At 66.9% G+C, this 23,364-nt stretch carries 18 protein-coding genes; 6 read left to right on the forward strand and 12 right to left on the reverse strand.

Annotated elements, in window-relative coordinates; all coding sequences use genetic code 11:
* Positions 1–45 precede the first annotated feature (45 nt).
* From ACPVPU_RS11715 to hfq, 4 genes are read right to left on the reverse strand one after another with little or no spacing between them, the layout of a single operon-like run.
* On the reverse strand, positions 46–576 hold the full coding sequence (locus tag ACPVPU_RS11715; RefSeq protein ID WP_448658118.1) for a hypothetical protein: 531 nt from the start codon (positions 574–576) through the stop codon (positions 46–48).
* A complete protein-coding gene (gene hisI / locus ACPVPU_RS11720; protein WP_448658119.1) occupies positions 576–941 on the reverse strand; it encodes a phosphoribosyl-AMP cyclohydrolase in 366 nt (121 codons plus the stop codon). Before hisI ends, ACPVPU_RS11715 begins: the two co-directional genes overlap by 1 nt.
* Positions 938–2,230 carry a GTPase HflX gene (gene hflX / locus ACPVPU_RS11725; RefSeq protein WP_448658120.1) on the reverse strand — a complete coding sequence of 431 codons (1,293 nt, stop codon included), beginning with the start codon at positions 2,228–2,230 and terminating at the stop codon, positions 938–940. Before hflX ends, hisI begins: the two co-directional genes overlap by 4 nt.
* Positions 2,231–2,240: 10 nt before the next feature.
* Positions 2,241–2,735 carry an RNA chaperone Hfq gene (gene hfq / locus ACPVPU_RS11730; RefSeq protein WP_448658121.1) on the reverse strand — a complete coding sequence of 165 codons (495 nt, stop codon included), beginning with the start codon at positions 2,733–2,735 and terminating at the stop codon, positions 2,241–2,243.
* 180 nt (positions 2,736–2,915) lie between these two features.
* On the opposite strand from hfq, the gene ACPVPU_RS11735 reads away from it, so the two are divergent.
* The gene (locus ACPVPU_RS11735; protein ID WP_448658122.1) at positions 2,916–3,416 is read left to right on the forward strand and encodes a hypothetical protein; all 501 of its coding nucleotides are present in this window, start codon (positions 2,916–2,918) and stop codon (positions 3,414–3,416) included.
* Between the two features lie 146 nt (positions 3,417–3,562).
* Here the strand turns inward: ACPVPU_RS11735 and ntrX are convergent, their stop codons facing one another.
* The 3 genes from ntrX to ACPVPU_RS11750 form a co-directional block, all read right to left on the reverse strand.
* Positions 3,563–4,942: a nitrogen assimilation response regulator NtrX gene (gene ntrX / locus ACPVPU_RS11740; protein ID WP_448658123.1), complete on the reverse strand. Its 1,380-nt coding sequence runs from the start codon at positions 4,940–4,942 to the stop codon at positions 3,563–3,565.
* A 9-nt stretch (positions 4,943–4,951) separates the two neighbouring features.
* A complete protein-coding gene (locus ACPVPU_RS11745; protein ID WP_448658124.1) occupies positions 4,952–7,186 on the reverse strand; it encodes a sensor histidine kinase in 2,235 nt (744 codons plus the stop codon).
* Positions 7,187–7,360: 174 nt separating this feature from the next.
* A complete protein-coding gene (locus ACPVPU_RS11750) occupies positions 7,361–13,207 on the reverse strand; it encodes an autotransporter outer membrane beta-barrel domain-containing protein (protein ID WP_448658126.1) in 5,847 nt (1,948 codons plus the stop codon).
* 184 nt (positions 13,208–13,391) lie between these two features.
* Here ACPVPU_RS11750 and ACPVPU_RS11755 point away from each other — a divergent pair, with 184 nt between their 5' ends.
* Positions 13,392–14,462, forward strand: a complete 1,071-nt coding sequence (locus tag ACPVPU_RS11755; protein WP_448658127.1) for a helix-turn-helix transcriptional regulator — start codon at positions 13,392–13,394, stop codon at positions 14,460–14,462.
* Positions 14,463–14,552: 90 nt separating this feature from the next.
* Positions 14,553–15,932 carry a hypothetical protein gene (locus ACPVPU_RS11760; RefSeq protein WP_448658128.1) on the forward strand — a complete coding sequence of 460 codons (1,380 nt, stop codon included), beginning with the start codon at positions 14,553–14,555 and terminating at the stop codon, positions 15,930–15,932.
* Between the two features lie 42 nt (positions 15,933–15,974).
* Here the strand turns inward: ACPVPU_RS11760 and ntrC are convergent, their stop codons facing one another.
* The 4 genes from ntrC to ACPVPU_RS11780 all read right to left on the reverse strand — a co-directional run bounded on the left by ntrC (position 15,975) and on the right by ACPVPU_RS11780 (position 20,436).
* Entirely contained in the window at positions 15,975–17,420 is a 1,446-nt protein-coding gene (gene ntrC, locus ACPVPU_RS11765) for a nitrogen regulation protein NR(I) (protein WP_448658129.1), read from the reverse strand.
* Entirely contained in the window at positions 17,417–18,541 is a 1,125-nt protein-coding gene (locus tag ACPVPU_RS11770; RefSeq protein WP_448658130.1) for a two-component system sensor histidine kinase NtrB, read from the reverse strand. The genes ntrC and ACPVPU_RS11770 overlap by 4 nt, the downstream gene beginning before the upstream one ends.
* On the reverse strand, positions 18,517–19,515 hold the full coding sequence (gene dusB / locus ACPVPU_RS11775) for a tRNA dihydrouridine synthase DusB (protein WP_448658131.1): 999 nt from the start codon (positions 19,513–19,515) through the stop codon (positions 18,517–18,519). Before dusB ends, ACPVPU_RS11770 begins: the two co-directional genes overlap by 25 nt.
* A gap of 189 nt (positions 19,516–19,704) precedes the next feature.
* Positions 19,705–20,436 (reverse strand): hypothetical protein, encoded by a 732-nt coding sequence (locus tag ACPVPU_RS11780; protein WP_448658132.1) that lies wholly within the window; start codon positions 20,434–20,436, stop codon positions 19,705–19,707.
* 256 nt (positions 20,437–20,692) lie between these two features.
* Here ACPVPU_RS11780 and ACPVPU_RS11785 point away from each other — a divergent pair, with 256 nt between their 5' ends.
* The 3 genes from ACPVPU_RS11785 (at position 20,693) to ACPVPU_RS11795 (ending at position 22,938) form a co-directional block, all read left to right on the forward strand.
* Positions 20,693–21,085 carry a hypothetical protein gene (locus ACPVPU_RS11785; RefSeq protein ID WP_448658133.1) on the forward strand — a complete coding sequence of 131 codons (393 nt, stop codon included), beginning with the start codon at positions 20,693–20,695 and terminating at the stop codon, positions 21,083–21,085.
* Positions 21,086–21,255: 170 nt separating this feature from the next.
* Positions 21,256–22,407, forward strand: coding sequence for a bifunctional 2-C-methyl-D-erythritol 4-phosphate cytidylyltransferase/2-C-methyl-D-erythritol 2,4-cyclodiphosphate synthase (locus tag ACPVPU_RS11790; RefSeq protein WP_448658134.1), 1,152 nt, complete (start codon positions 21,256–21,258; stop codon positions 22,405–22,407).
* A 9-nt stretch (positions 22,408–22,416) separates the two neighbouring features.
* Positions 22,417–22,938, forward strand: coding sequence for a CinA family protein (locus ACPVPU_RS11795; RefSeq protein WP_448658135.1), 522 nt, complete (start codon positions 22,417–22,419; stop codon positions 22,936–22,938).
* Here ACPVPU_RS11795 and ACPVPU_RS11800 read toward each other — a convergent pair.
* The gene (locus ACPVPU_RS11800) at positions 22,878–23,360 is read right to left on the reverse strand and encodes a type II toxin-antitoxin system RatA family toxin (RefSeq protein ID WP_448658137.1); all 483 of its coding nucleotides are present in this window, start codon (positions 23,358–23,360) and stop codon (positions 22,878–22,880) included. The genes ACPVPU_RS11795 and ACPVPU_RS11800 overlap by 61 nt on opposite strands.
* Positions 23,361–23,364: the final 4 nt, after the last annotated feature.

Below are 23,364 nucleotides of genomic sequence, written 5' to 3' on the forward strand. Positions count from 1 at the left end.
CGCTTTTCTAATTCACCTTTACGTCAACGTCAACCGGTGCCCAATTCAACTAGAGCAGGGACGGCGTCCGTCGGGCAGGCGAAAGGCCCCCGCCTCCGCCCGGCTGTCGGACAGCCGTTCCACCTGAACCGCCGACAGCGAGGCGCGATCGTCGCAGAATGCGCGGCAGGCATCGGGCAGATCGGCGGGAAAGGCGATGCGGTCGCCGTCGAACAGCGCGTCGAAGCGGCATTCGCCGTCGCCCAGTGCGATGGACAGGCGGTCGGCCGACAGCGTTGCCCGGCCGGACGCGGCGCAGCGCAGCCCCTCTCCATAATCGACGAACGCGCCGATGCTGTATCGGGCGGCATCGCCCCCCTCGCCCCCCGCCCCCTCGCCCAGCGGCACGACGCAGAGCCGATCGGTGTCGCGGGCATAAAGGCCGGTGGGCTCGGCACGGGCGGGATCGGGGATCAGGCCGCGTTCGATGGCCGCCTGTTCCAGCGGGTGGCCGGGCGCGGGGGTGGCGGCGGGCTGCTCGGCATCGCCGCAAGCCGACAGGGCGAGCAGCAGCATGGCCGCAAGCGCCGCCCGCATCAATCGATCCGTTCCAGCCCGTCCGGCGTGACGCGGCGATAGAAGCAGCTGGGCATCCCCGTATGACAGGCGGGGCCAGCGGGATCGCAAAGCAGCCAGACCGCATCCTGATCGCAATCGATGCGGATGTCGCGGACGGTGAGGACATGGCCCGACGTCTCGCCCTTGACCCACAGGCTCTGGCGGCTGCGCGACCAGAAGGTCGCGCGGCGCGTTTCCAGCGTCGCGGCCAGCGCGTCGGCGTTCATGTGCGCGAGCATCAGCACCGCGCCGGTATCGGCATGGGTGCAAACGGCAGTGATCAGGCCGCTTGCATCCCAGCGCGGGGTCAGCGCCGTGCCCTGTTCAAGCTCGGCGGCGCTCACCGGTCGCGCGCCTCGAACCGTTCATGGTCGCGCGGGGCCATGCGCACGGCATAGACGGCGCGGTCCTCCTCCATCCAGTGATCCAGCACCTCGCCATGCTGGAACAGCCAGGCGGCACCCGCCCCGTCGGCCGGATCCAGCGTCACGGTATAGCGGCGATGGCTGGCGGTCAGCAGCGATGCGACCCGGTCGAGCAGCGCATCCACCCCCTCCCCGGTCAGCGCCGACAGCGGCACCACATCGTCCCGGCGCGCGGCCTCGCCCAGCCGTTCCTCGCGCTCGTCGCCAACGAAAGCGTCGATCTTGTTCCACGCCTCGATCCGGGGCGTTTCCTCCGCCACGCCAAGGTCGCGGAGCACCCCTTCGACATCCGCCGCCTGCGCGTCGCTGTCGGGATGGGCGATGTCGCGGACATGGATGAGCAGGTCGGCAGCGATAACCTCCTCCAGTGTGGCGCGGAAGGCAGCGACGAGCTGCGTCGGCAGGTCGCTGACAAAGCCCACCGTGTCGGACAGGATCGCCTTGTCGATGCCGGGCAGCGCAATCTGCCTGAGCGTCGGGTCGAGGGTTGCGAACAGCAGGTTTTCCGCCATCACGCCCGCCCCGGTCAGCCGGTTGAACAGGGTGGACTTGCCCGCATTGGTATAGCCAACGAGCGCGATCACCGGCCAGGGGGCGCGTTGCCGCCGTTCGCGGTGGAGCGTGCGGGTGCGCGTCACCCCCTCAAGCTCGCGGCGCAGGCGGGCCATGCGGTCGCGGATCAGGCGGCGGTCGGCCTCGATCTGAGTCTCACCAGGACCGCCCAGAAAGCCGAAGCCGCCGCGCTGCCGCTCAAGGTGGGTCCAGCTGCGCACCAGCCGCCCCGCCTGATAATCGAGGTGCGCCAGTTCGACCTGAAGCCGACCCTCCGCCGTACGCGCCCGCTCACCGAAGATTTCGAGGATCAGGCCGGTGCGGTCGATCACCTTGCACTTGAGCGCGGTTTCCAGATTGCGCTGCTGGACCGGGGTCAGCGCGGCGTCGAATACCGCCAGTTCGCCCTCGAGCAGCGCGATCCGTTCGGCCAGCTGTTCGACCTGACCCGATCCGATCAGCGTCGCCGGGCGCGCGCCGCGCACGCGAAAGGCGATGCGGTCCACCACCTCCACGCCGATGGCCATGGCGAGACCGGCCGTTTCCTCCAGCCGCGCATCATTGTCGCGCGCCGAGCCGCCCTGATCCGGCAGGACCACGACGGCGCGGGCACCCCGGGCAAAATCGGCGACGTCACGGTCGAACCCGGTACTCAACGGCGGTTCCTCAAGAATCGTCGCCGCCGCTCGCCTGTTCCTCGGCCAGGTTCAGGTTGTTCGCCGGCTGAATGGTCGACACGGCATGCTTGTACACCAGCTGCGACATGCCGTCGCGCTGCAGCAGCATGCAGAACAGGTCGAATGCCGCGATATGCCCCTGGAGCATCACGCCGTTGACCAGGAACATGGTGACATGTTCCTGCTGCTTGCGCACGGCGCTCAGGAAGATTTCCTGAAGCAGCTGGTTACGCGGCCCCTGTTCGTTCACCTGGGCCACGATGGGCGCCATATCGACCTGAGCCGACGGCATGATGGTGGAAATGGCGTGCTTGTAGATCAGCTGCGACTGACCGTCGCGGCGCAGCAGCACCGAGAAATTGTCGAACCAGGTGACGATGCCCTGCAGCTTCACGCCCTTGACCAGGAACATGGTGACGGGCGTCTTGGATTTGCGGAGCGCGTTCAGGAACAGGTCCTGCAGCGAGGGTTGTTTATCGGCCATGGGTCATGCCCTTTGTTCTTGGCGGTGGTTCCCGCAGTGCGCCGTGCCCGGCGTGGTTGCGAACGCCCCCACGGCGTCCGGTATCCCTGAATGTAGGGGGTTGTGGGGGATGCGTCGAGGGGGGCAAACAGTCTCTGACGATCGAACGCCCCCCAGCCTAAAAAGGCGTTGCACGGCGAGGTGGTTATGATGTTCCCTTGGTACGCCATGATGCTGCCATCCATAGCCCGATGTTCATTCTTTGCGTTGTGCGGATTATTTGTCGTTTCATGTTCTCCAGAAGGCCTGCAACGACAAGATCAGTATGTTTGGGCGCTGAACGGATTTGGGTCGACCTCCACGCCGATCGTTCGGATCGAACTGGTGACGAAAGCTCAACCAGCGCCTGAGGTTCGCTGCTTTTACGCGGACACCTTTGTCGAAGCTGTCAGGCTTGAAAAGGGATACTCGCATACAGAGGATGGTGCGATACGAGCAATGGCTGACGCGGCTGCCAGCCGCACCCATCGTTTCAGGTTCGACCGCCTTGAGGCGCTCGATATACTCGACCGGCCCCGAGGTATAATGGACAGCGAGTTGGCCAAAGGCTGCCAGCTCATCGAAGCCGGAAAATCCGCACAATGGGCAGATAGGCCGGCGATGGTGCTTGGGGGGCCAAGGTTTCCATTGGCCGACGATTGAGATGCTGAGCATCCAGGTTGAAGAGCCGCTCAGCAGATGCCTTTCGATTCCGAAGAAGCTGGACCCCGGCTCAAGGCCGGGGTGACGAGGGGAGGATGGGCCGGGGTGACGGGGGAGTATCGGTCGGGGGGACGCGAGGGGTTGGCCTATTCCTCCCGCGTTTCCGCAATGCCCAGCAGTTTCAGTTTCCGGTGGAGCGCCGAGCGTTCCATGCCGATGAAGCTGGCGGTGCGGGAGATGTTGCCGGAAAAGCGGCGGATCTGGACGCGGAGATATTCGCGTTCAAAGGTTTCGCGCGCCTCGCGCAAGGGGGTGCCCATCATCATCGCCGCGCCCATGCCGCCATCGCCTTCGTCGGCACCGCGCAGCACTTCCGGCGGGAGCAGGTCGATGTCGATGCGCGCCACGCGGCTGCCGGGGGCCAGGATGATCGTGCGTTCGACCACGTTGCGCAACTGGCGGACATTGCCGGGCCAGTCATAGCTTTGCAGCGCGACCATGGCGTCGGCGCTGATTTCCGGCGTGGCGACGCGGCGTTCGCTGGCATAATGGGCTGTGTAATGTTCGACCAGCGGGGGAATGTCCTCTCGCCGGTCGGCCAGCGGCGGGATGACGACCGGCACGACGTTCAGCCGGTAATAGAGATCCTCGCGGAACCGCCCTTCGGCGATCTCGTCGGTCAGGGTGCGGGCGGTGGCGGATACGACGCGCACGTCCACCTTCACCTGACGCTGGCCGCCGACCCGGGTGAAACTCTGATCGGTCAGCACGCGCAGAATCCGGGCTTGCGTTGCGACCGGCATGTCGGCGATCTCGTCCAGGAACAGCGTGCCGCCATGCGCCTGTTCAAGCAGGCCGGGGCGGACGAGCTGGCCCCCCTCCTCCACGCCGAACAGTTCCTCCTCGACCCGTTCCGGCGTCATCCGCGCGGCGGAGATGACGACGAAGGGCGCGTCCGCCCGCTGGCTCCAGCTGTGGAGCAGCCGGGCGGCAACTTCCTTGCCGGTGCCGGGGCCGCCGGAGATGAGCACGCGGCTGCCGGTGCCGGCCACGCGCTTCAGCGTCGCACGGACGGTGTTGATCGCCGCCGACGTGCCCGTCAGGTCGTCCTCGCGCCCGATCGAGGCGCGCAGCGTCGCAACCTCGCGCCGCAGCCGTTCGGTTTCCGTCGCGCGCTGGACGAGCAGCAACAGGCGCTCTGCCTCGAACGGCTTTTCGATGAAATCGGCGGCACCCCGGCGGATCGCCGCGACGGCGGTGTCGAGGTTGCCATGGCCGGAGATGACGAGGACGGGGATGGAGGGATCGCGCCGCTTCAGCTCGTCGAGCAGTTCCAGCCCGTCGAGCCGCGACCCTTGCAACCAGACGTCGAGCAGGACGAGCGAGGGACGACGAGCGGCGATCGCCTCGAGCGCGGCATCGCTGTCCGCCGCGCCGCGCGTTTCATACCCCTCATCCTCGAGCACCCCCGCCACCAGCTCGCGGATGTCGCGCTCATCGTCCACAACCAGAATGTCGAGCTTCATGGAAAAATCCTAAACGCCTGTTCGAGTGAGCCGCGGAGAAGGATCCTCCGCCGCTACGCCGCCCGGTTCCTGACCGGCCAGCCCGGCCAGCAGCTGCTGGTCGAATTTCAGGGTGACGATGGTGCCGCCGCCGGGATTGTCGGCAAAGGCCATGGTGCCGAAATGCTCCTCCACGATCTTCTTGACGATGGCGAGGCCCAGGCCGGTGCCGCGCGCACGGGTGGTCATATAGGGTTCGATGATGCGGTCGCGTTCGACCGGCAGGCCGACCCCGTTGTCGGCGACCGTGATCTGGATGGTGCCGTCCCGATCAGCGAGCGTAACGGCAATGGTGCCGCGCTCGGCATGATCGGCCCGCGCCTCGATCGCCTCGACCGCATTCTTGACGATGTTGGTCAGCGCCTGGCCCAGCTGTCGCCGGTCGCAGACGAGCGTCGGGCCGGCATCGCCCGCCTCCAGCGTGAAGTCGATCTCGCCATGCGCAACCTCGTGCAGGAACACCGCCTGGCGGGCGAGGTCGATCAGGTTCTCCTCGCGGAACACCGGTTTCGGCATCCGGGCGAAGGAGGAAAACTCGTCGACCATGCGGCGCAGGTCGCCGACCTGGCGCACGATGGTTTCGGTCAGGCGGGCGAACACGCCGTCATCCTCGGCCAGCTGGCGGCCATAGCGGCGTTGCAGCCGTTCGGCAGCAAGCTGGATCGGGGTCAGCGGATTCTTGATCTCGTGCGCGATGCGGCGGGCGACGTCGGACCAGGCGGCGCGGCGCTGATCGAGCAGTTGCTGGGTGATGTCGTCAAAGGTCAGGACGCGGCCATCCTCGTCGCGCGTGATCTTGACGGCCAGCGTCCGCGCTTCGCCCGCGGCGACGATCTGGGCCACGCCCTCGCGCGCTTCCTCGGCGACCAGCTTGTCCAACTCGGGCGCGATTTCCGACAGCGGGCGGCCGACCGCCGCTGCGGGATCGACGCGCAGCAGCTGGCGGGCGGATGCGTTGAGCAGCCGGACCTGGCGACGGTCGTCGATGGACACGATGCCCGCGCTGACGCCGGACATCACCGCCTCGATCAATGCGCGGCGGCTTTCCAGTTCGGCATTGGCGGTGACCAGCGCGTTCGTCTGTTGCTGAAGCCTGCCGGTCATCTGGTTGAAGGCATTGCCAAGCGTTGCGATCTCGTCGTCCGAACCTGTGCCCTTGACGCGGGCGTCCAGGTCGCCGCCGGCGATGCGGCGGGCGGCATCGACCAGTTCGCCGACGGGGCGCACCAGCCGGTCCGCCACCGCCAGCGCGACGAACACGGCCAGCCCCACGATCAACAGCGACACGCCGATCAGCGCCAGGTTGAAATTGAGCTGGAGATCGCGGGACCGCTCCCTGAGCGCGCGGTAATCGGCCAGCGCCGCCTCTGCCCGCTGCTTGCGCGCCATCAGTTCGCGCGCGCCGACGACCCGGCCGGATGCGACGAAATAGGACGTGCCGGGCACGGGCGCGAGCGAATCCACCCGCTCGCCGCTGACCCGGACGATGCTGGCCTTGCCCGCCTGGATCTGGCGCACATCCTCGAGCCGGATATTGCCGGCCAGACCGCGCTCATAGGGATCGAGTAGGGCGAATGTCAGGATCTCGCCCTGGGGCGAGACGCTGAACACGATCGATTCGGCCAGGCTGCGCTGCAACACGCTCTGGCCGAAGATCGTGACGAATTCCGGCGTGTCGAAGCCGTAGTCATTGGCCAGCAGATTGCCGATATCGTTGGCCAGCGCGATATTCTCGCGGTCCACCCAGCGGGTCATTTCGACATAGCTGTCATTGGCCAGGCTGGCGGCGCGTTCGATCATGTCGCGGGCGCGGTCCGAATACCAGAATTCGACGCCGTACTGGAACAACAGCGAGGCAAAGACGGTGACGAACAGCATCGGGACGCTGGCCAGCACCGAAAACAGCGCGACCAGCCGGACGTGAAGCCTGCCCGACCCGCCGATCGGCGAGCGCGCGGCACGGCTGTGCGCGACGCGGCGTCCCAGAAGAACGAGCAGCGCCATCCACGGGATCAGGTTGGCGACCAGCAGCAGCGCGACGACGGGCGGTGACAACAGCGTTTCCCGCGCGCTGCCGCTGACCACCGCATAGGTGACGGCGATCATTACCAGTGCCAGGGCGAGCACGCCGAATTCGACGAGCGGCGTTACGGCAGGCACGAACCGCGCCTTTCTCCGTTCCGCGATACCGCCAGAATCCGCCATCGTGACTTTGCTACAACAGGAACGTGGCCAAGAAAACACAGTATTTGGTCGGGGCGGCGAGACACACGCCGCCAATCGGACGGGTCAGGCGGTCGACACGCAGACCGCAACCGCCCTGCCCCCAATCCCTTCGCTCAGCGGCCGCCGGGTCGCAATCGAAGGCGGCCGAGCGCCCTAGAAACGGAACCCCAGGCGAAGGTTGCCGGCAACGTCACGCTCGTCACCCGAGACGAATGCACCGATCTGGCCGCCGATGGTCCAGTTGCCGCCCAGTTCATAGGCGGCGGTTGCGCGAAGATCAGCGCCCGCCCGCGCACCCTGTGCCGCGCGAACCTCGAAACGCCGGGGCGATCCGGCCATGTCCAGTTCGACATCGGCGTGGTTGCGGTCGCCGATCACGTAGCGCGCGCTGATGTCCAGATGGCCCCGCCCATCCGCCATCCGGGCAAAGCCGCCAATGCCATAGCGAGTCCACACGTCGCGGTTGCGCGTCGCGGTCAGGTCGAGCGCGTCAGCCCCGGTTTCGCTGAAGCTGCCGAGGCGGCTGCTCGACCAGTCCAGCCCGGCATCCGGGCCGACCGTCCAGGCCCTGTCGCCAAGTCCGTAGCGCAGGTCGACCGAGATGGCGGTGGTGGCGACCCCCGTATCGGCGCGTGCCTGCCGGGAAAGGCCGCCATAGGCGATGGTCCGGGTAACGCGGGCATCGGTCCGCGCATGGACCAGGCTGGTCAGCGCGGTGAAGCCCGAGCCGCCAGTGCCGGAGCGCAGATAGCCGCCGATATGCCACATGTCGCGGGTGGCATGGGAGCTTCGCGCAGCAAGGTTCACATCGCCGCTTTGCCACCCGCCGCCCAGGCCTGCGGCCCAGCCATTGCCGGAGCCGCGATAATCCAGACCCAGTTCGCCGCCTGCCCGGTCGTGGGTGAACCGCCCGCCATTGCCGTCGCTGTCCACCCGGCCCGCCTGGCCAATGACCCCGCCCCAGACGCCCAGCCCTTCGTCCAGTGCCGCCTGGCCGCGCGATGCAAGGCGATCGGCGATCTGAAGCGACCCGCGCTGATCGCTGCCGACCAGCACGGCATAGATTTCGCCCGAACTGGCATCGAATGCCGCCCGCGCCGCATCGGCATCCAGCATCAACAGGGCGTTATAGACCGCCAGGCCGTCCGAACCCGGTTCCCGGTCGAGCACGGCAAGCGCGCCGGACGCCTGCCGCTGGTTGAACGTCAGCGCGACATCCGGGAACGTCCGCACCTGCACCACTTCGATCGATGCGCCGGTCGCGTCATAATCGAGCCTGAAGTCCAGGAACGCCGACTGTTCGGTCAGGGCGGCGAACCGTCCGGTCAGCCCGCCCGCCGCCTCCAGGATGCGAAAGCGCGATCCGTTCCGGTAATCGGTTTCGGGGTCCAGCGTCGTGACGGCGACCGTGCCGCCCTCCAGCGTGGCCGTACCCCCGGCGTTGATCCGGTCGTTGGCGCCTGCCGCCGCAAGATCGACGGCATAGGTCGATCCGGCGCGAAAGATGACGTTGCCCGTGACGTTCATCGTCGCGGTGCCGGTGCCCGGCGCGATCCGACCGGCAATGTCGAGCGCACCCAGCGTTCCGTTGCCGATCAGGGTCGCACCCGCTGCGATGGTGGTCCGTCCGCCCAACCGGCCGGTCAGCGCCAGCGTCCCCGCCTCGATCGTCGCGCTGCCGCCGAATGCCCCCAGGTCGCCAGCGATGGTCAGCGAGCCCGCGCCGGATTTCACGAGCGACCCCGTGCCGGTCAGCGTGCCGGTGAACGCGCCATTTTCGGGCTGTTCGATGTGCAGCGTGCCCGCCGCACCGATGTCGAACCCGCCCGTCAGGCTGGCGACATTGCCCCGGATCGTGCCCGCGCGAACGAAGGTGCCGCCCGAATAGCTGTTCGTTCCGGCGAGGACCAGCGTGCCGAGATCGGTCTTGACCAGCCCCCCGGTTCCGGTGACCGGTGCCGCGATGGTCGCAACAAAGCCGCTGCCCGCGCTGGTGCCGTCACCGACGCGGACGATCGTTTCCGCGCCGTCCAGCCGCAGCGCGCCGCCGGTGACGCTGTACCCGTTGACGGCGAACTGCATCCCCTGATTGACGGCGACCTGCGCCTCGCCGTTGGTTACCGTGACGACGCCCCCCGTACCGGCCAGGATCAGCAGCGCGTTCGGATCATAGGCGCCGTTGCGCGTTCCGTTGGCGATCGTCCAGTTGCCCGCACCGACCGACCAGTTGCCCGTGCCCCCGGCGACCACGCCGTCGGCACCGGTGCCGCCGCCGTCCCAGAAGGCAAAGCTGGTCACCGGCGTCTGAACCAGCAGGTTCACCTGACCCGCGACCGAGGTCTGGATGGTCAGGTCCGCAGGCGTAAAGCCGGTCGGCACCATGCCGATGTCCAGTCCGTTGTCGACGAGTGCACCGCCATAGTTGATCAACCGATACAGCCCCGCGCCGAATGCGCCCGCATCGACGACATCGACCGTCCCGTCCAGGGTCAGGCCGCCGCCGACATTGATCAGGTCGCTGTCCACCCCGGCAACGCCGCCGACGGCGCCGAGTTGATAGCGAAGGAAGGACTGGGCAGCGAGCGTCAGGTCGCCGTCGATGGTCAGCAAACCCACCGGGTCGGACGGCAGGGCCGCCGATCGCGCTTCCTGATTGCCCTGCGGTTCGCCGCCGGGTGCGATCGTGCCCGATCCCACGACCACCGATCCGCCGATCCGGCCGCTGCCCGACAGGATCGCACCGCCGCTGACGGTCATCCGGCTGGCATTGCCGCCGAATTCGCCATCGATCCGCAGATGCCCGCCCGACAGTTCGGTGATACCGGCAAAGAAACGGCTCGATCCGGTGAACCGCGTGTCCCCGGCCAGGTGGCGGATGGTTCCATCGCCCGTGAAATTGGTGCGGATCAGGTAATTGCGCTGGATGTGGTTCAGGACCAGCGTGGTGCCCCGGTTGGAAAAACCGAAACTGCCCACGTCGAACCCGCCGGCCGCACCCGCCGCTTCGCCGCTGCGGGCCCCGATGCTGACGATATTGGTGCCGGTAAAGCCCTGGATCGAACGGGAAGTGAAGTCGCTGCCGCGCAGCACGAGTTCGGTGTTGCCGAACCGCTGTCCCATCGACAGCGCGCCGTCGATCCTGACGCTCGCACCGTCGACCGTCAGCCGGGCGTTTTCCATCTGCAATCCGGCATTTGCGCCGCCGGTCAGGGCGAACGATGCCCCGCTGCGCACGTCCAGCGTCGATAGCGCGCCTTCGAACCCGAGTGCGGAATCGGTATTCGTGTTGACGGTGACGCTGGCCCCATCCTCGACGATGACGGCTGCGCCCGGCTGGGCGCTGGTCGCCGGTGCCATGGCCAGTGCGCGAACCGAATTGAATGCGGTGCCGCTGCCCTCGATCAGCGCATTGGGCACGACCCAATTACCCTCGCCGCCCAGCGTTTCGATGCGGCCGCCACCGCGCAGGATCAAATTGCCGGTGCTGGTGAAGGCAAAGGGGGCGATGCGTGCGACCGCACCGTTTTCGACGATCAGCGCGCCCCGCGACGCGGATGCCATGTCGAGGTCAAGCAGTGATCCCGATCCGCTGACCCGCACGGTCGATCCGGCGCCGAAATTGTGGCCGCTGCCGATCGCGTCACGCAGGGTGCCGCCCGCCAGCACCTCGATCGTGCCCGCCCCGTCATTGACGAAACCGGTGCGGATGCCCCCCACGCCGAGATCGACCAGCGATCCGGGCCCGGTGACGCGAAGCGTTGCGGGCGCGCCGAGCAGCGCGATTTCCATGCCGATGCTGGTCAGCCGGCCGCCGCCCGCGACTTCCAGCGTCCCGCCCTGCACCCGCGGCCTCCCGGCGATGTTCGACTGCCCGGTAAGGATGAGCGTGCCCAGATCGGTCTTGTCCAGCGCGTTCGCCCCGGTCAGGCTGGACGCGATGGTGGCACGGAACGCCGCACCCGTGCTCGACCCATCACCGACGCGGATCGTCGCGACGCCGCCGGCGAAATCGATCGCCCCGCCCTCCAGCCGATAGCCGTCGCTGGCGAACTGGATGCCCAGCGGCGCGAACTGGTTGCGGTCGATCACCTGGACCTGACCGGCGGCATTATCCACGGTCACGACCCCGCCGGTGCCGGCAAAGATCAGCAGCTTTGCCGGATCATAGGCGCCGTTCTGCGCGCCGGCGGTATCCGTCCAGTTCGTGTTGCTCGCATTCCACGTCCCGCTGCCGCCCGCGACGATCCCGTCATTCGCAGCGCCGCCGCCATCCCAGAAATTGAACCGGCCCGGCGCATCGGCGACCGCCAGGTTGACCTGACCCGCGATCGATGTCTGCACCGTCATCCCGGATGCGCGGAACGCTTCGGGCACGGTACCGATCGCCAGGCCGTTGTCGGTCAGGCTGCCCTTGTAGCTGATCAGCCGGTACAGCCCGGCCCCGAAGCCGCCGATGTCGGTGACGTTCAGCGTGCCGTCCAGCACCAGCGCGCCGCTGCCGTCGGGCGTGTTGACGTTGATATGATCGCTGCCCGCGCCGGGCGCCTGGTTCGGGGCGCCAAGGTCGAAGTTCAGGATCGAATTGGCGCCGAGCGACAGCGACCCCAGGGTCAGCGTGCCGACGCCGGCGTCGCCGGGCGACAATGTGCCATCCAGGACCGTAAGCCGCCCGTTGCGGATCGTGCCCGTGCCGCCGAATGTCGCACCGCCGCTGACCCGGAACTCGCCGACCGCCAAGGTGCCGTTCAGCAGCACGGTCCCGCCGCTATGGTCGAACAGACCGCTGAACCCGGTCGGCGCGGTGCTGGTCAGGACGGTGGTGCCGGCACGGTGCAGGATCGTCCCCGACCCGGTGAGCGACGCGCCAAGCGTCAACCGGCCGTTGTGATTGAAGACGAGTTTGCTGTTCGCGCTTTCCAGCGTGATCAACTCCGTCGTGAACTCGCCCGCGCGCCCGCGCGCCGCGCCGTCGGCCGCGCCGATGTTCAGCGTGGATCGGCCGAGCATGCGGATGGCGGGTGCGCGAAGGATCGATCCATCGAGCGTCATGACGCTGTCGTCGTGCATGCCGATCAGCGACCCGATATCGACCCTGCCGCCGGTGGCGACGATGCTGCTGGTGCCGCCCATCGACAGGCCGCTCGAATTGCCGACCGCATCGGCGATGAAATTGCCGCCATCGATGACGATCCGCGCATCGCCGTCCGTCCCGAACGTGCGATAGCGCAGGGTTCCGCCAGCTTCGATCCGTGCATCGCCCGTGATGCCCAGCGCCGTGGTCGCAGTCATTTCGGACCCCGCCCCACTGACCAGCAGACGCGCGCCTTCGCCAAGGACATGGGTGACGCTCGACCCGCCGACCAGTCGTCCGCCGCCGGTCACGCGCAGCTGGATGTCGCGGGTACCCACCAGGTCGCCCGTCTGTCCGACATACAGGGCACCGTTGCCGATATCGATCAGCGAGCCCGTGCCATCGACGGTGATCGTCGCACTGGTGCCGACCGCTGTTCCGAAAACGGCCGAGTTGCTGCGCACGACAGCGCCATTTTCGACCGTGAGCACGCCGCGCGAGTTGGTCCGCGGCGCGACATAGAGCTGTGCACCCAGACGCAGTTCGGTTCCCGTCCCCGATACCAGCAGCGTCCCGTCGCCGGCGGTGCCGGTGATCTGGCCGCCGCCGATGCCGGACTGGCCGCTTACCGCGACCACTGCCCCGCCCCGGATGGTCAGGGCGGCGCGGTTGTTCGATCCGATGAACAGGCCGCTCAGCGTCAGGTCGATGTCCCGGTCCAGGATCACGGGCGTGTTCTGACCGGTATCGATCGTCACGGTGTCGTTGGTGGCCGGAGCGCGGTTGACGTCCCAGTTCGCATCGGTGAACCAGTCGCTGCTCGTGCCCCCGCGCCATTGCTGGGCCTGGGCCGTCCCGGTCAGGGCGCTGCAAGCGACCAGGCCGACCCACAGTCCGTGCCGCCCAAATCCCCGGTTCAGCCGTGCCATTTTCACCCCCCATACCCGCCGAAAATCAGGGGACAGCTTTGCGGTGAGCCGGGGTGCGCACGAAAGCGGGCAAGCTGTCGCATCGCGTCGCAAATCGTCGCATCGGTGCCTGGGACGCTCGACATGGGCCGTCCAACCGGCTTGGGTGGCGCAGAAACGGTCAACGCACGGACGGCGCGCACCTATGCTGGAATTGGACGAGATTTACGATGCGGGCTTCGACCGCGCCCGTTTCCCGCGACTGATCGAACGCCTGGTCCAGTCGTTCGACGCCCAGGCCGGGTTCATCGCATGGAGCGATCCGGATCGCGGCGCCGGGTTTCAGACACAGTTCGGCAACGATCCCGTCTGGCTGCGCGCCTATGTGGAAACCTTTGCCCAGCATGACATCCTGCGCCCGCACCTCCATGCGGTGCCGGAGGGGGTCTGCACCACCGTTTGGCCATTGCTGCAGACGCCCGATATTCGGGCCAGCCGATTCTATCGCGAGTTCCTGGTGCCGCAGGGGATCATCGACAATCTGGCGGTCAACCTGATCAAACGGCCGGGACTGATCGCCAATGTCGCCCTGTTGCGGCGATCCCCGTCCGAACCCTTTGGCGCGAACGAATGCGACGCGCTGACCGCGCTGATCCCCCATCTGCGTCGTGCCATCTATATCCAGAGCCATCTGGTGCGCGCGGCAGATCATGCGGCTGGCAACCGGGCAAGTGCCGGCGACGCCAACACGTCGGTCGTCCTGCTGGCCGCCGACCGCAGCGTGATCGAGGTCGAGCCGCCACTTGCGGCCCTTCTGCGCTTTCGGACCGGCGACCGGTTGCGGGATGGTCCGATCGGCGATGCGGTGGACGCAGCGATCGATCGCGGCGAGCCGGTCGCGCTGGCGGTGCCGGGAGATGCGGACGGCGCACCGATCGGGATCCTGATCGAAGTCCGCGCGCTGGAAATGGACCGCTTCGGCGATCTGGCCGGGGAACCGGGGGCGACCCACGCCCTGCACGTCACCCGGATCGATCGACCGCGCACCCTGGCCTATGGCGCGATCGGACGCTTCTATGGCCTGACCGCCATGGAATTGCGCGTGCTGCGCGATGCGATGGAAGCGGGCGATATCACGGGGATCGGCAAGCGGCTGGGTATGGCCAGCGCGACCGCCCGAACCCATCTTCACCGGATCTACGAAAAGACCGAGACGCGCGGCTTCGCCGGCCTGTCCAACCTGGCGCACCGGTTCGGCCAAATCGCGCCGCCCTAAACAGATGATGGACGCCAATCGGACCGCCGCCGGCTAAACGATCGTGCAGGGGCGCGGTCGATGCCGCGATTCGCAAAGGGTGGGCCAGCGATGAACATCCCGGTCGGCGGTCTTGGCGCAGATGCATTGCCGGTGCGGTCGGTACGGGGAACCGGCGCGAATGACCGGCTGGACGGATGGAAACAGATCGCGGCCCATTTCGGTCGGGATCGATCCACCGTCATTCGCTGGGCACAGGAACGCGGACTGCCGGTCCATCGGTTGCCGGGCGGTCGCACCGGCACCGTCTATGCGCTGCGCCACGAACTCGATCGATGGGCGGGACTGGCGACGGATGCGAAGCGTGCGGACGATGCCGCACCGACGGTTCAGCCGCCGGAGCCCGCCCTGTCGCCGCCGACATCGGCATCGGTGCCCCGCCGCACCATCCTGGCGGCGGCGGTCGCCTTGCTGGCGCTGACCGGCGCGCCGCGTTCCGCCACCCCGCCTCTGCCGGAGGATGCCGGGCTGGCCAACCTGTTCCTGGCCGCGCGCGACCTGATCGCCGAACGCGATGCCGCCGGACTGGAACGGGCGATTTCGATGCTCGACCGGATCCTGGGCGCCCTTCCCCAATTCGCGCCCGCCTATGCCGCCCGTGCCGAAGCGCTGATCCTGTCGCGCGAATTCGGAGCCCGGCGGGACGACGAAGCCTTTCGGCGTGCTCGCCTGGATGCGAATGCCGCAGTGAGAATCGATCCAGCCCTTGCCGCCGGGCACCGGCTGCTGGGGTTCATCGCCTATTGGGACGACAGCGATTTCATCGAGGCCGAGCGGCGGTTCCTGCGGGCGATCCGCCTGGATGCGACCCAGGCCGTATCCCATTTCTGGTACGGCAATATCCTGTCGGATCACGGCGACCACGCCCGAGCCATCGGCGAACTGAACCGTGCGCGGTTGATGCAACCCGGTTCGGTCGCCATCCGCACCGATCTTGCCTGGGCCGAATGGGCGATGGGTGCCGAGCGCCGGGCCGAGCTTGCGCTGAACGATATCGTTCGGCTGCACCCCAATTTCGCGGTGGCGCATGATTGCCTTGCCATCATGGCCCTGATCCGTGGCGACGCACCCGGCTATGTCCGCCATTTCCAGGCATTCGCCCTCGCCCGTGGCGAGCCGGGACTGACCCTTCGTTCCGCCCAATTGGCCAGCGCATCGTCGGCAGGACCGGCGGCGGTGGTCGAAACAGCACTGGGTCATGCAGTGTCCGACCTGGCGGACGGCGCCCGAAGCCATGTCTGGGCGGTCACCATCGCGTCGGTGGCACGGGATCACGACCGCACCGTCCGCCTGCTCGCCGCCGCGTCGGAGCGGCAGGAACGGTGGAACGAGGCCGGTCTGGTCGCACGCATCCGTGCCATCTGGAACAGCGACAAAGAGGTGCTGGACCGGATCGGACGGCTTCGCGAACGCGCCGGTTTTGCACGCTAGGCGAACGGCCGGCCTGCAATCGCCGACCGGACCGTCGGAGCATCAATCCTGATCCCGCCCGGCCTTTCGGTCCTGCACCGGATCGAGCCCGAGCTGGTCGAGCCGTTTGCGCAGCGTATTGCGGTTGATGCCGAGGACGCGGGCGGCGCGGACCTGGTTCTGGCCGGTGCGGGCGAGCACCGCCTGGAACAGCGGGCGTTCGACGGCGGCGATCAGCCGGTCGTACAGCGTGCCATCCTCAAGCGCCGCCGGCCGTTCGATCGCCAGCCGGTCGAGCCAGCCGAGCACCGCCTGTTCGATGCCCGGATCGATGGCCGGCGCGGTACTGGCCGGGGCATCGCCGAACGCAGCCTGCAGGTCCGGCACCCCGATCACCTCGTCCCGGCCCAGCGCAGCCAGGCGGCGCATCAGGTTTTCCAGTTCGCGGACATTGCCCGGCCAGTCATGCGCCTCCAGCAACCTGAGCGCTTCCTCCCCCAGCCGCTTGCGGGGCAGGCCCGCATCGGCGGCACGGTCTAGGAAATGGCGGGCAAGCAGCGGCACGTCCTGTCGCCGGTCGCGCAAGGGGGGCATCGCGATGGGCACGACGTTCAGGCGGTAGAACAGGTCTTCGCGGAACTGGCCGCTGGCGACCTGCTGCGCCAGATCCTTGTTGGTCGCCGCCACGATGCGGACGTCGGCGCGGATCAGGCGCGAGCCGCCGACGGTCGTGAACTCGCCCTGTTGCAGCACGCGCAGCAGCCGGGTCTGTGCCTCCATCGGCATGTCGCCGATCTCGTCGAGGAACAATGTGCCGCCCGCCGCCTGTTCGAAGCGGCCCGCCATCCGCGTCTGCGCGCCGGTGAACGCGCCGCGTTCATGGCCGAACAGCTCCGCCTCGATCAGGTCGCGGGGAATGGCGGCGACGTTGATCGCGACGAAGGGCGAGCGGCGGCGGGGGCCGAGATCGTGGATGGCGCGGGCGACCAGTTCCTTGCCGGTGCCGCTTTCGCCGGAGATCAGCACGGTCAGGTCGTTGGCGACGACGCGGGCGATGACCCGGTACACCTCCTGCATCGCTGCCGAGCGACCGATCAGCGGGAGGGCACGGTCGGCATCGTCCAGCGGGTCGGCGGCCGCGCGCTCGCCCCGCGCCAGCGCGCTGGCGATGGTGGCGGTCAGCGCATCCAGGTCGAACGGCTTGGGCAGATAGTCGAACGCCCCTGCCTCGTTCGCGCGCACGGCGGTGGAGAGCGTGTTCTGCGCCGAAAAGACGATGATCGGCAGGTCGGGCTGCTCGGCGCGCATTGCGGCTGCCATGTCGATGCCGTCGCCATCGGGCAGCACCACATCGGTGAGCAGCACATCGGGCCGTTGCCGGGCGAGTGCCGCCCGCATTTCGGCAAGCGTGCCCACCGCCTGCACATCGTGCCCCGCCCGCTTCAGCGACTGCGACACGACCATGCGGATTGCGGCGTCGTCATCGACGACCAGGACGGTGCCGCTCATGCCGACGCCCTGGGCAACAGCAGGCGGAACACGGTCATTTCGGGTTCTCCCTCCCGCGAATATTGAACGAAGCCGCCCATCTGGCCGACCAGTTTCTCGACCAGCGGCAGGCCCAGCCCCTTGCCCTCGCGCTTGCTGGACACGAACGGTTCGAACAGATGTTCGGCAATGTCGGCGGGCGCGCCGGGGCCATTGTCCATGACCAGAAGTTCAATGGGCAGCGGCACGCGCGGGCGACCCCCGCCCAGATTGACCGACATACCGTGGCGATAGGCGGTGGCGAGAATGATGCGCGGCGCGGCGGTTTCGCCCAGCGCCTCGGCCGCGTTCTTCATCAGGTTGATCAGCACCTGGATGAACGCATCGCCGTCGATCATCACCGGGGGCAGCGAGGGATCGAACCGTTCCTCGATCGGAATGTCGCGGGCGAACCCGGCCTCCGCCACATGGCGGGCATGGGCGAGGAGGGGATAGATGTTGGTGGGTTTCAGGACCGGCGGCCTAGTGTCGGTGAAATCCTGCATCCGGTCGATCAGCGCGGCGATCCGGTCCACCTCGGTCGTGATCAGCCGCGTCAGCTCCCCCTGCCCCTCCAGGTCGCCGTCGGCGCTGCCCAGCAACTGCGCGGCACCGCGAATGCCGGACAGCGGGTTCTTGATCTCGTGCGCCAGCATCGCCGCTGCACCCACCGCCGCGCGGGCACCCGCACTGCGGTCCGCCGCCGGGCCGCGCCGGCGCGATGCGGCGGCATGGGTGATGCTGACGATCCGCCAGCCGAGATGATCGGCGATCATCACTTCCTGAAAATCCACGCGGATGCGGCCGCCCCGGCGCAGCGTCAGATCGATATCGAACGCGGCGAAACCCCGCCCCTCTCCCCGTTCCTCATAGCCGTCGGGCAGGACGACCACATCGCCGAGCGCATGGCCGCGCATCGATCGTTCGGAACGGTTGAGCAGATGCTCCGCCGCGCCATTGGCGTGCACGACCCCTTCGTCCGGGCCGAGGACCAGGGTGGCGACGGGATTGGCGGCGAACAGCTCGGCAAAGCCCGGCCCGCCGACCGGCGGGGCAGGCTCCGCCCCGACCAGCCGCCTTAGGCTGCCGCGCGTGAGCGCCATGGGGCGTAGAATTCGTCGATCATGGCCAGCACGACCTTGGGGTCCGCCTCCTGATTGACGCGGTTGCGGAATTCGGCCGATCCGTGCAGGCCGCGCGTGTACCAGCCGATATGCTTGCGCATCAGGTTGACGCCGGTGACGATGCCGTAATGCTCCAGCATCATGGTGTAATGCTCGACGATCAGCGCATGCTGTTCCTCGAGGCTGGGATCGGGCAGGCGGCGGCCACCATCGAACCAGGCCATCATCTGGTTGAGCAGCCAGGGTTTGCCATAGCTGCCCCGGCCGATCATGATGCCGTCGGCACCGGATTGCGCCAGCGCCGTCTCCGCATCCTCGATAGTGCAGATGTCGCCATTGACGATGACCGGCAGGTCGATCGCTTCCTTGACCGAACGGACGAACGCCCAGTCGGCATGGCCCTTGTACATCTGGTTGCGGGTGCGACCATGGACGGTGATCATCTTTGCGCCCAGATCCTGCGCGATGCGGGCAAGTTCAGGCGCGTTCAGGCTGGCATGATCCCAGCCCATGCGCATCTTGACGGTGACGGGCACCTTCACCGCCTTGACCACCGCCTCGATCAGGCTGGCGGCGAGCGGCAGGTCGCGCATCAGGGCGGAACCGGCGTCGCCGTTCGTCACCTTGCGCACCGGACAGCCCATATTGATGTCGACGATCGCCGCGCCGCGATCCTCGCTGAGCGTGGCCGCCTCCCCCATTTCATAGGGGGTGCAGCCGACGAGCTGCATCGACACCGGTTCTTCGGATGCGTCCCACGCCGCCTTTTGCAGCGACTGACGCGTCTCGCGGATCGCCGCCTGGCTCGCGATCATCTCAGTCACGTTGAGGCCGGAGCCATAGCGGCGGACAAGCTTGCGGAACGGCAGATCGGAAACGCCGGTCATCGGCGCCAGCAGCACCGGCTGGTCGATCCGCACCGGGCCGACATGGATGGGAGCAAGTTTCTGCATGGAATGTGCCTGAAATTTAGGCATTCCGATACAGGCGGACGCCGGGCGATGCAAGGGCGGTGGAACAGGCGGCCAGCTTCGCGCCGACGGGCTGACGCGCCGGGAACTACCGCTATTGGATGACAGCGCGAATGTCCGGAAATGGGTGGTGAGCGGAATGTCTGATTAGGGTCAGACTCCAGCCTTAGCCTAAGTTTCCGAAGCGCTTTTAAGTTGTGCTCGCAGCGGAAGGGAACCGTGATGGATCGCAGTTCCAGCGAGGGTTGCGATAAGCCCCACGACGATGCTGTCGAATATCATCAACAGCCACACGAACGCATCCGGCGATCCGAATGCCCAGTCATGGTTTTTCCCATGTAGATACTGAAGCGGTATCCAGACCATTGCTGCGAAGGCCAGCACACGAACAGCGGCGAACCAGTCCTGACGGAACACGCTTCGCAAACTCGTATCGCGATCGCCGGATAATCCGCGGACCAGGAGAACGAGTAGTGGCAGTGTAGCCAGCGCCAGTGCCATATCAATCCATCCGGCCCTTTCCTCGCCGATCCTGTCTTCCAGCAAGGTGCCGGGTAGGGTCGTCAGCGCGATCAAAACGACCGCGATAGTAAGGTTTTTCCAAGCGATGGAGGCCAAGTTCCACCACTGGCTGTCGTGTCGGGCCGCCCCCCAAAACCGGATGGTTGCGAGTAGCGCGAAAAGCAATCCGGCGAGCTTGGCATAGCCGAATGCCCAGCGTGTGGAGTCCTCCGCCAAGGCCCGTCCCGCCTCACGACTCTCGAACATTCCGATTTGTATCTCTGCAATATGCTGAGCAAATTCAGGCAATATGATCAGAGCGGGAACGATGGGTGCCAGTAGCCAAATTCGGAGCCCATCGCGAAACACGTTTCGTAAGCGATTGATGAAGAGCCTGAACACGCTTTCCCTTGCCCCCGAACAAAACACTTGCACTAAATCTCAGATTTACAGTCCGCTTTCGATCATCGAATGATTATCTGTCAACGTCCACAACGGGGGTAGGCTCGCGCCGGTGTGCAATTGGCGCGGCAGCGGAGGAAGCGGCCGGTCTTCTAGACGGCGACCGTCGGAGCATCTCAGAAGGCTGAAAATGGGTGGATTCCTGCCACCACCGACCTTGTGGTGTTGTCGGCCTTTCGGCGGTAGACGCTGATGGATGATCGAATACATTCCGATTGATAGTGGCGCGCCATGGACTGACGCCGATCATGCTGATCTTGTCTCTTTCGACTGGGAGATGAACGTGGCGACCTTCAGCATAGTGGGAGATGATCGTCGGCTTGAGGTCAGTTTCCCCTATAGCCGATCCGTGATCGTGAGAATGTTGGATGAGTTTCCGTTGAGCACGGAAAGTGAGCCGACAGAATGGGCCGGATTAATCCCACATCACTTCGCCTATCGCGTAAAGGGTGATGCCTTTCTCGAAGCACAATCAGAAGCATGGCGCTCCATGGAGCGAAGCCCAAAGCATTATCGCTTTATGACCGGAGCAGGATGCCTTGACGTTCTCACAACTGGCGAGCCGCACTTTAGGCTTGTGGATTGCTGAAGGGCAGCTCTGGGGTCGCTAGCCGCCTGTCCGCTTTCATCCGGTTGCGGCAGCGGCATCGTGACCCGGCGGCACTGGCAATGTCATCCGTTATCCGGGTCCGGCTTCCCTGTGGCCATCTCGCCCGCTAGGGGTGCGCCGATGGTTTTCGTTCCGCCACACATCTGTCGATGATGACTGTCGCCATCATCGTTGCCGCCGGGACGGGGAGCCGGTCGGGGCTGAGCTTGCCCAAGCAGTTCGCGGCTGTCGCGGGCAGGCCGATGATTGCGCACAGCCATGCGGCGCTGGCCGAGCATCAGGGGATCGACCGGGTAGTCTGCGTGATTGGCGCGGGCCAGCAGGACATGCTGGCCGAGGCGGTAGGACCGGAAGCCGATTGGACGACCGGCGGGGCGACGCGGCGCGAGTCGGTGGCGGCGGGGCTGGACTGGATTGCGGCCAATGGCGGGGCGGATCGGGTATTGGTGCATGATGCCGCTCGGCCGTTCCTGTCGGCGCAAGTCATCGACCGGTTGCTGGCGGCGCTGGATACGGATGCGGGCGCAATCCCCGTCCTGCCGGTGGCGGACACGCTGGCGCGGGGCATGGAAATCCTGGGCGACACGGTGCCGCGCGAGGGACTGGTGCGGGTGCAGACGCCGCAGGCTTTCCGGCTGGACGCGCTGGTCGAGGCGCATCGCCGCTGGCCCGACGATGCCGAGGCGACCGACGATGCCCAGATGGTTCGCGCGGCGGGGCATAGCGTCGCGCTGGTGCCCGGCGAGCGGGCGCTCGAGAAATTCACCCATGCCGAGGATTTTCAGATGACCGCCAGCCCCCTGCCCCCTTGGGTCACGCGCACGGCCACCGGATATGACGTCCACCGGCTGGTCGCAGGCGAAGAGCTGTGGCTGGGCGGCGTCCTGATCCCGCACGACAAGGGGCTTTCGGGGCATAGCGATGCCGATGTCGCGCTGCACGCGATTACCGACGCGTTGCTCGGCACGATCGGCGCTGGCGATATCGGGATGCATTTCCCGCCCAGCGATCCGCAGTGGCGCGGCGCCAATTCCGCCCAGTTCCTGGAACACGCCGCCGGACTGGTCCGGGCCGCCGACGGGGTCATCGAGTTCGTCGACCTGACCCTGATCTGCGAAGCGCCCAAGATCGGCCCGCATCGGGACAGCATCCGCGATCGCATCGCCGCGCTGTTGCGGCTGGATGCCGGTCAGGTTAGCGTCAAGGCAACGACGACGGAGCGGTTGGGCTTTACCGGCCGTGGCGAGGGAATTGCCGCTCAGGCCTGTGCCACCGTGACTGTGCCCCGCAAACAAGGCTGAATCGAACCGATGGACACCATCCTGCCCCCCGAACTGGTCGATGCCGCGCGCCGCGTGATCGAGGCGAACCGGACCGCCGGGCGCACCGTGGTGCTGGCGGAAAGCTGCACCGGCGGGCTGGTTGCGGCTGCGCTGACGGAAATACCGGGGGCGTCCGACGTGCTGCTGGGCAGCCTGGTCACCTATTCCAACGAAGCCAAGATGGACCTGCTGGGCGTCAGCCTGGACGTGCTGGAAACATTCGGCGCTGTATCGGTCGCGACGGCGTGGCGGATGGCGCAAAGCGCGCTCAATCAGACCGGCGCATCGGTGGCCGTGGCCATCACCGGCATTGCCGGGCCGGGGGGCGGCACGCCCAAGAAGCCTGTGGGGACCGTGGTGTTCGCCCGCGCCGAACGCGGCGCCAATCCGGACGAGGTGGTGGCCGATTCGCGCCTGTTCGATGGTGCGGGGCGCGGGGCGATCCGGCTTCAGGCGGCGTTGTGCGCGCTTGAACTGCTGATGCCGCCGGGGGCCGATCCGGCGCCGTAGAGCGCGGCGGCCCGTTCCTCGAACGCGCCGATCATCTTGCGCAGCGCCCGGTCGAACACCTGGCCCGCCAGCATTTCGAACACCCGGTTCTTGAACTGGAAATCGACGCAGAAATCGACCAGGCAGCCGCCCTTGCCATCCGGGCGGAACCGCCAGTCATTGTTGAGATATTTCAGCGGCCCGTCGACATATTCGACATGCACGTGCGCGGGGCGTTCCTTTTTCACCCGCGACGTGAACGTCTCGCGCAGGCCCTTGAACCCGACGATCATGTCGGCGACCATTTCGGTATCGCTGTTCGATCGCACGCGGATGGCGCTGACCCAGGGCAGAAACTCCGCATAACGGCCCACATCCGCCACCAGATCGAACATCTGTTCGGGCGAATAGGGCAGCGCGCGGGTTTCGGTATGCTTCGGCATCGGA

It is taken from the genome of Sphingomonas paludis (genome assembly GCF_053502515.1).

What these genes read in the sequence shown, in the direction of transcription:
- ACPVPU_RS11715 (WP_448658118.1), bottom strand. Translation starts at nt 576, where the DNA reads ATGCGGGCGGCGCTTGCGGCCATGCTGCTGCTCGCCCTGTCGGCTTGC.
- hfq (WP_448658121.1), bottom strand. Translation starts at nt 2,735, where the DNA reads ATGGCCGATAAACAACCCTCGCTGCAGGACCTGTTCCTGAACGCGCTC.
- ntrX (WP_448658123.1), bottom strand. Translation starts at nt 4,942, where the DNA reads ATGAAGCTCGACATTCTGGTTGTGGACGATGAGCGCGACATCCGCGAG.
- ACPVPU_RS11745 (WP_448658124.1), bottom strand. Translation starts at nt 7,186, where the DNA reads ATGGCGGATTCTGGCGGTATCGCGGAACGGAGAAAGGCGCGGTTCGTG.
- ACPVPU_RS11750 (WP_448658126.1), bottom strand. Translation starts at nt 13,207, where the DNA reads ATGGCACGGCTGAACCGGGGATTTGGGCGGCACGGACTGTGGGTCGGC.
- ACPVPU_RS11755 (WP_448658127.1), top strand. Translation starts at nt 13,392, where the DNA reads ATGCTGGAATTGGACGAGATTTACGATGCGGGCTTCGACCGCGCCCGT.
- ACPVPU_RS11760 (WP_448658128.1), top strand. Translation starts at nt 14,553, where the DNA reads ATGAACATCCCGGTCGGCGGTCTTGGCGCAGATGCATTGCCGGTGCGG.
- ntrC (WP_448658129.1), bottom strand. Translation starts at nt 17,420, where the DNA reads ATGAGCGGCACCGTCCTGGTCGTCGATGACGACGCCGCAATCCGCATG.
- ACPVPU_RS11770 (WP_448658130.1), bottom strand. Translation starts at nt 18,541, where the DNA reads ATGGCGCTCACGCGCGGCAGCCTAAGGCGGCTGGTCGGGGCGGAGCCT.
- dusB (WP_448658131.1), bottom strand. Translation starts at nt 19,515, where the DNA reads ATGCAGAAACTTGCTCCCATCCATGTCGGCCCGGTGCGGATCGACCAG.
- ACPVPU_RS11785 (WP_448658133.1), top strand. Translation starts at nt 20,693, where the DNA reads ATGATCGAATACATTCCGATTGATAGTGGCGCGCCATGGACTGACGCC.
- ACPVPU_RS11790 (WP_448658134.1), top strand. Translation starts at nt 21,256, where the DNA reads ATGATGACTGTCGCCATCATCGTTGCCGCCGGGACGGGGAGCCGGTCG.
- ACPVPU_RS11795 (WP_448658135.1), top strand. Translation starts at nt 22,417, where the DNA reads ATGGACACCATCCTGCCCCCCGAACTGGTCGATGCCGCGCGCCGCGTG.
- ACPVPU_RS11800 (WP_448658137.1), bottom strand. Translation starts at nt 23,360, where the DNA reads ATGCCGAAGCATACCGAAACCCGCGCGCTGCCCTATTCGCCCGAACAG.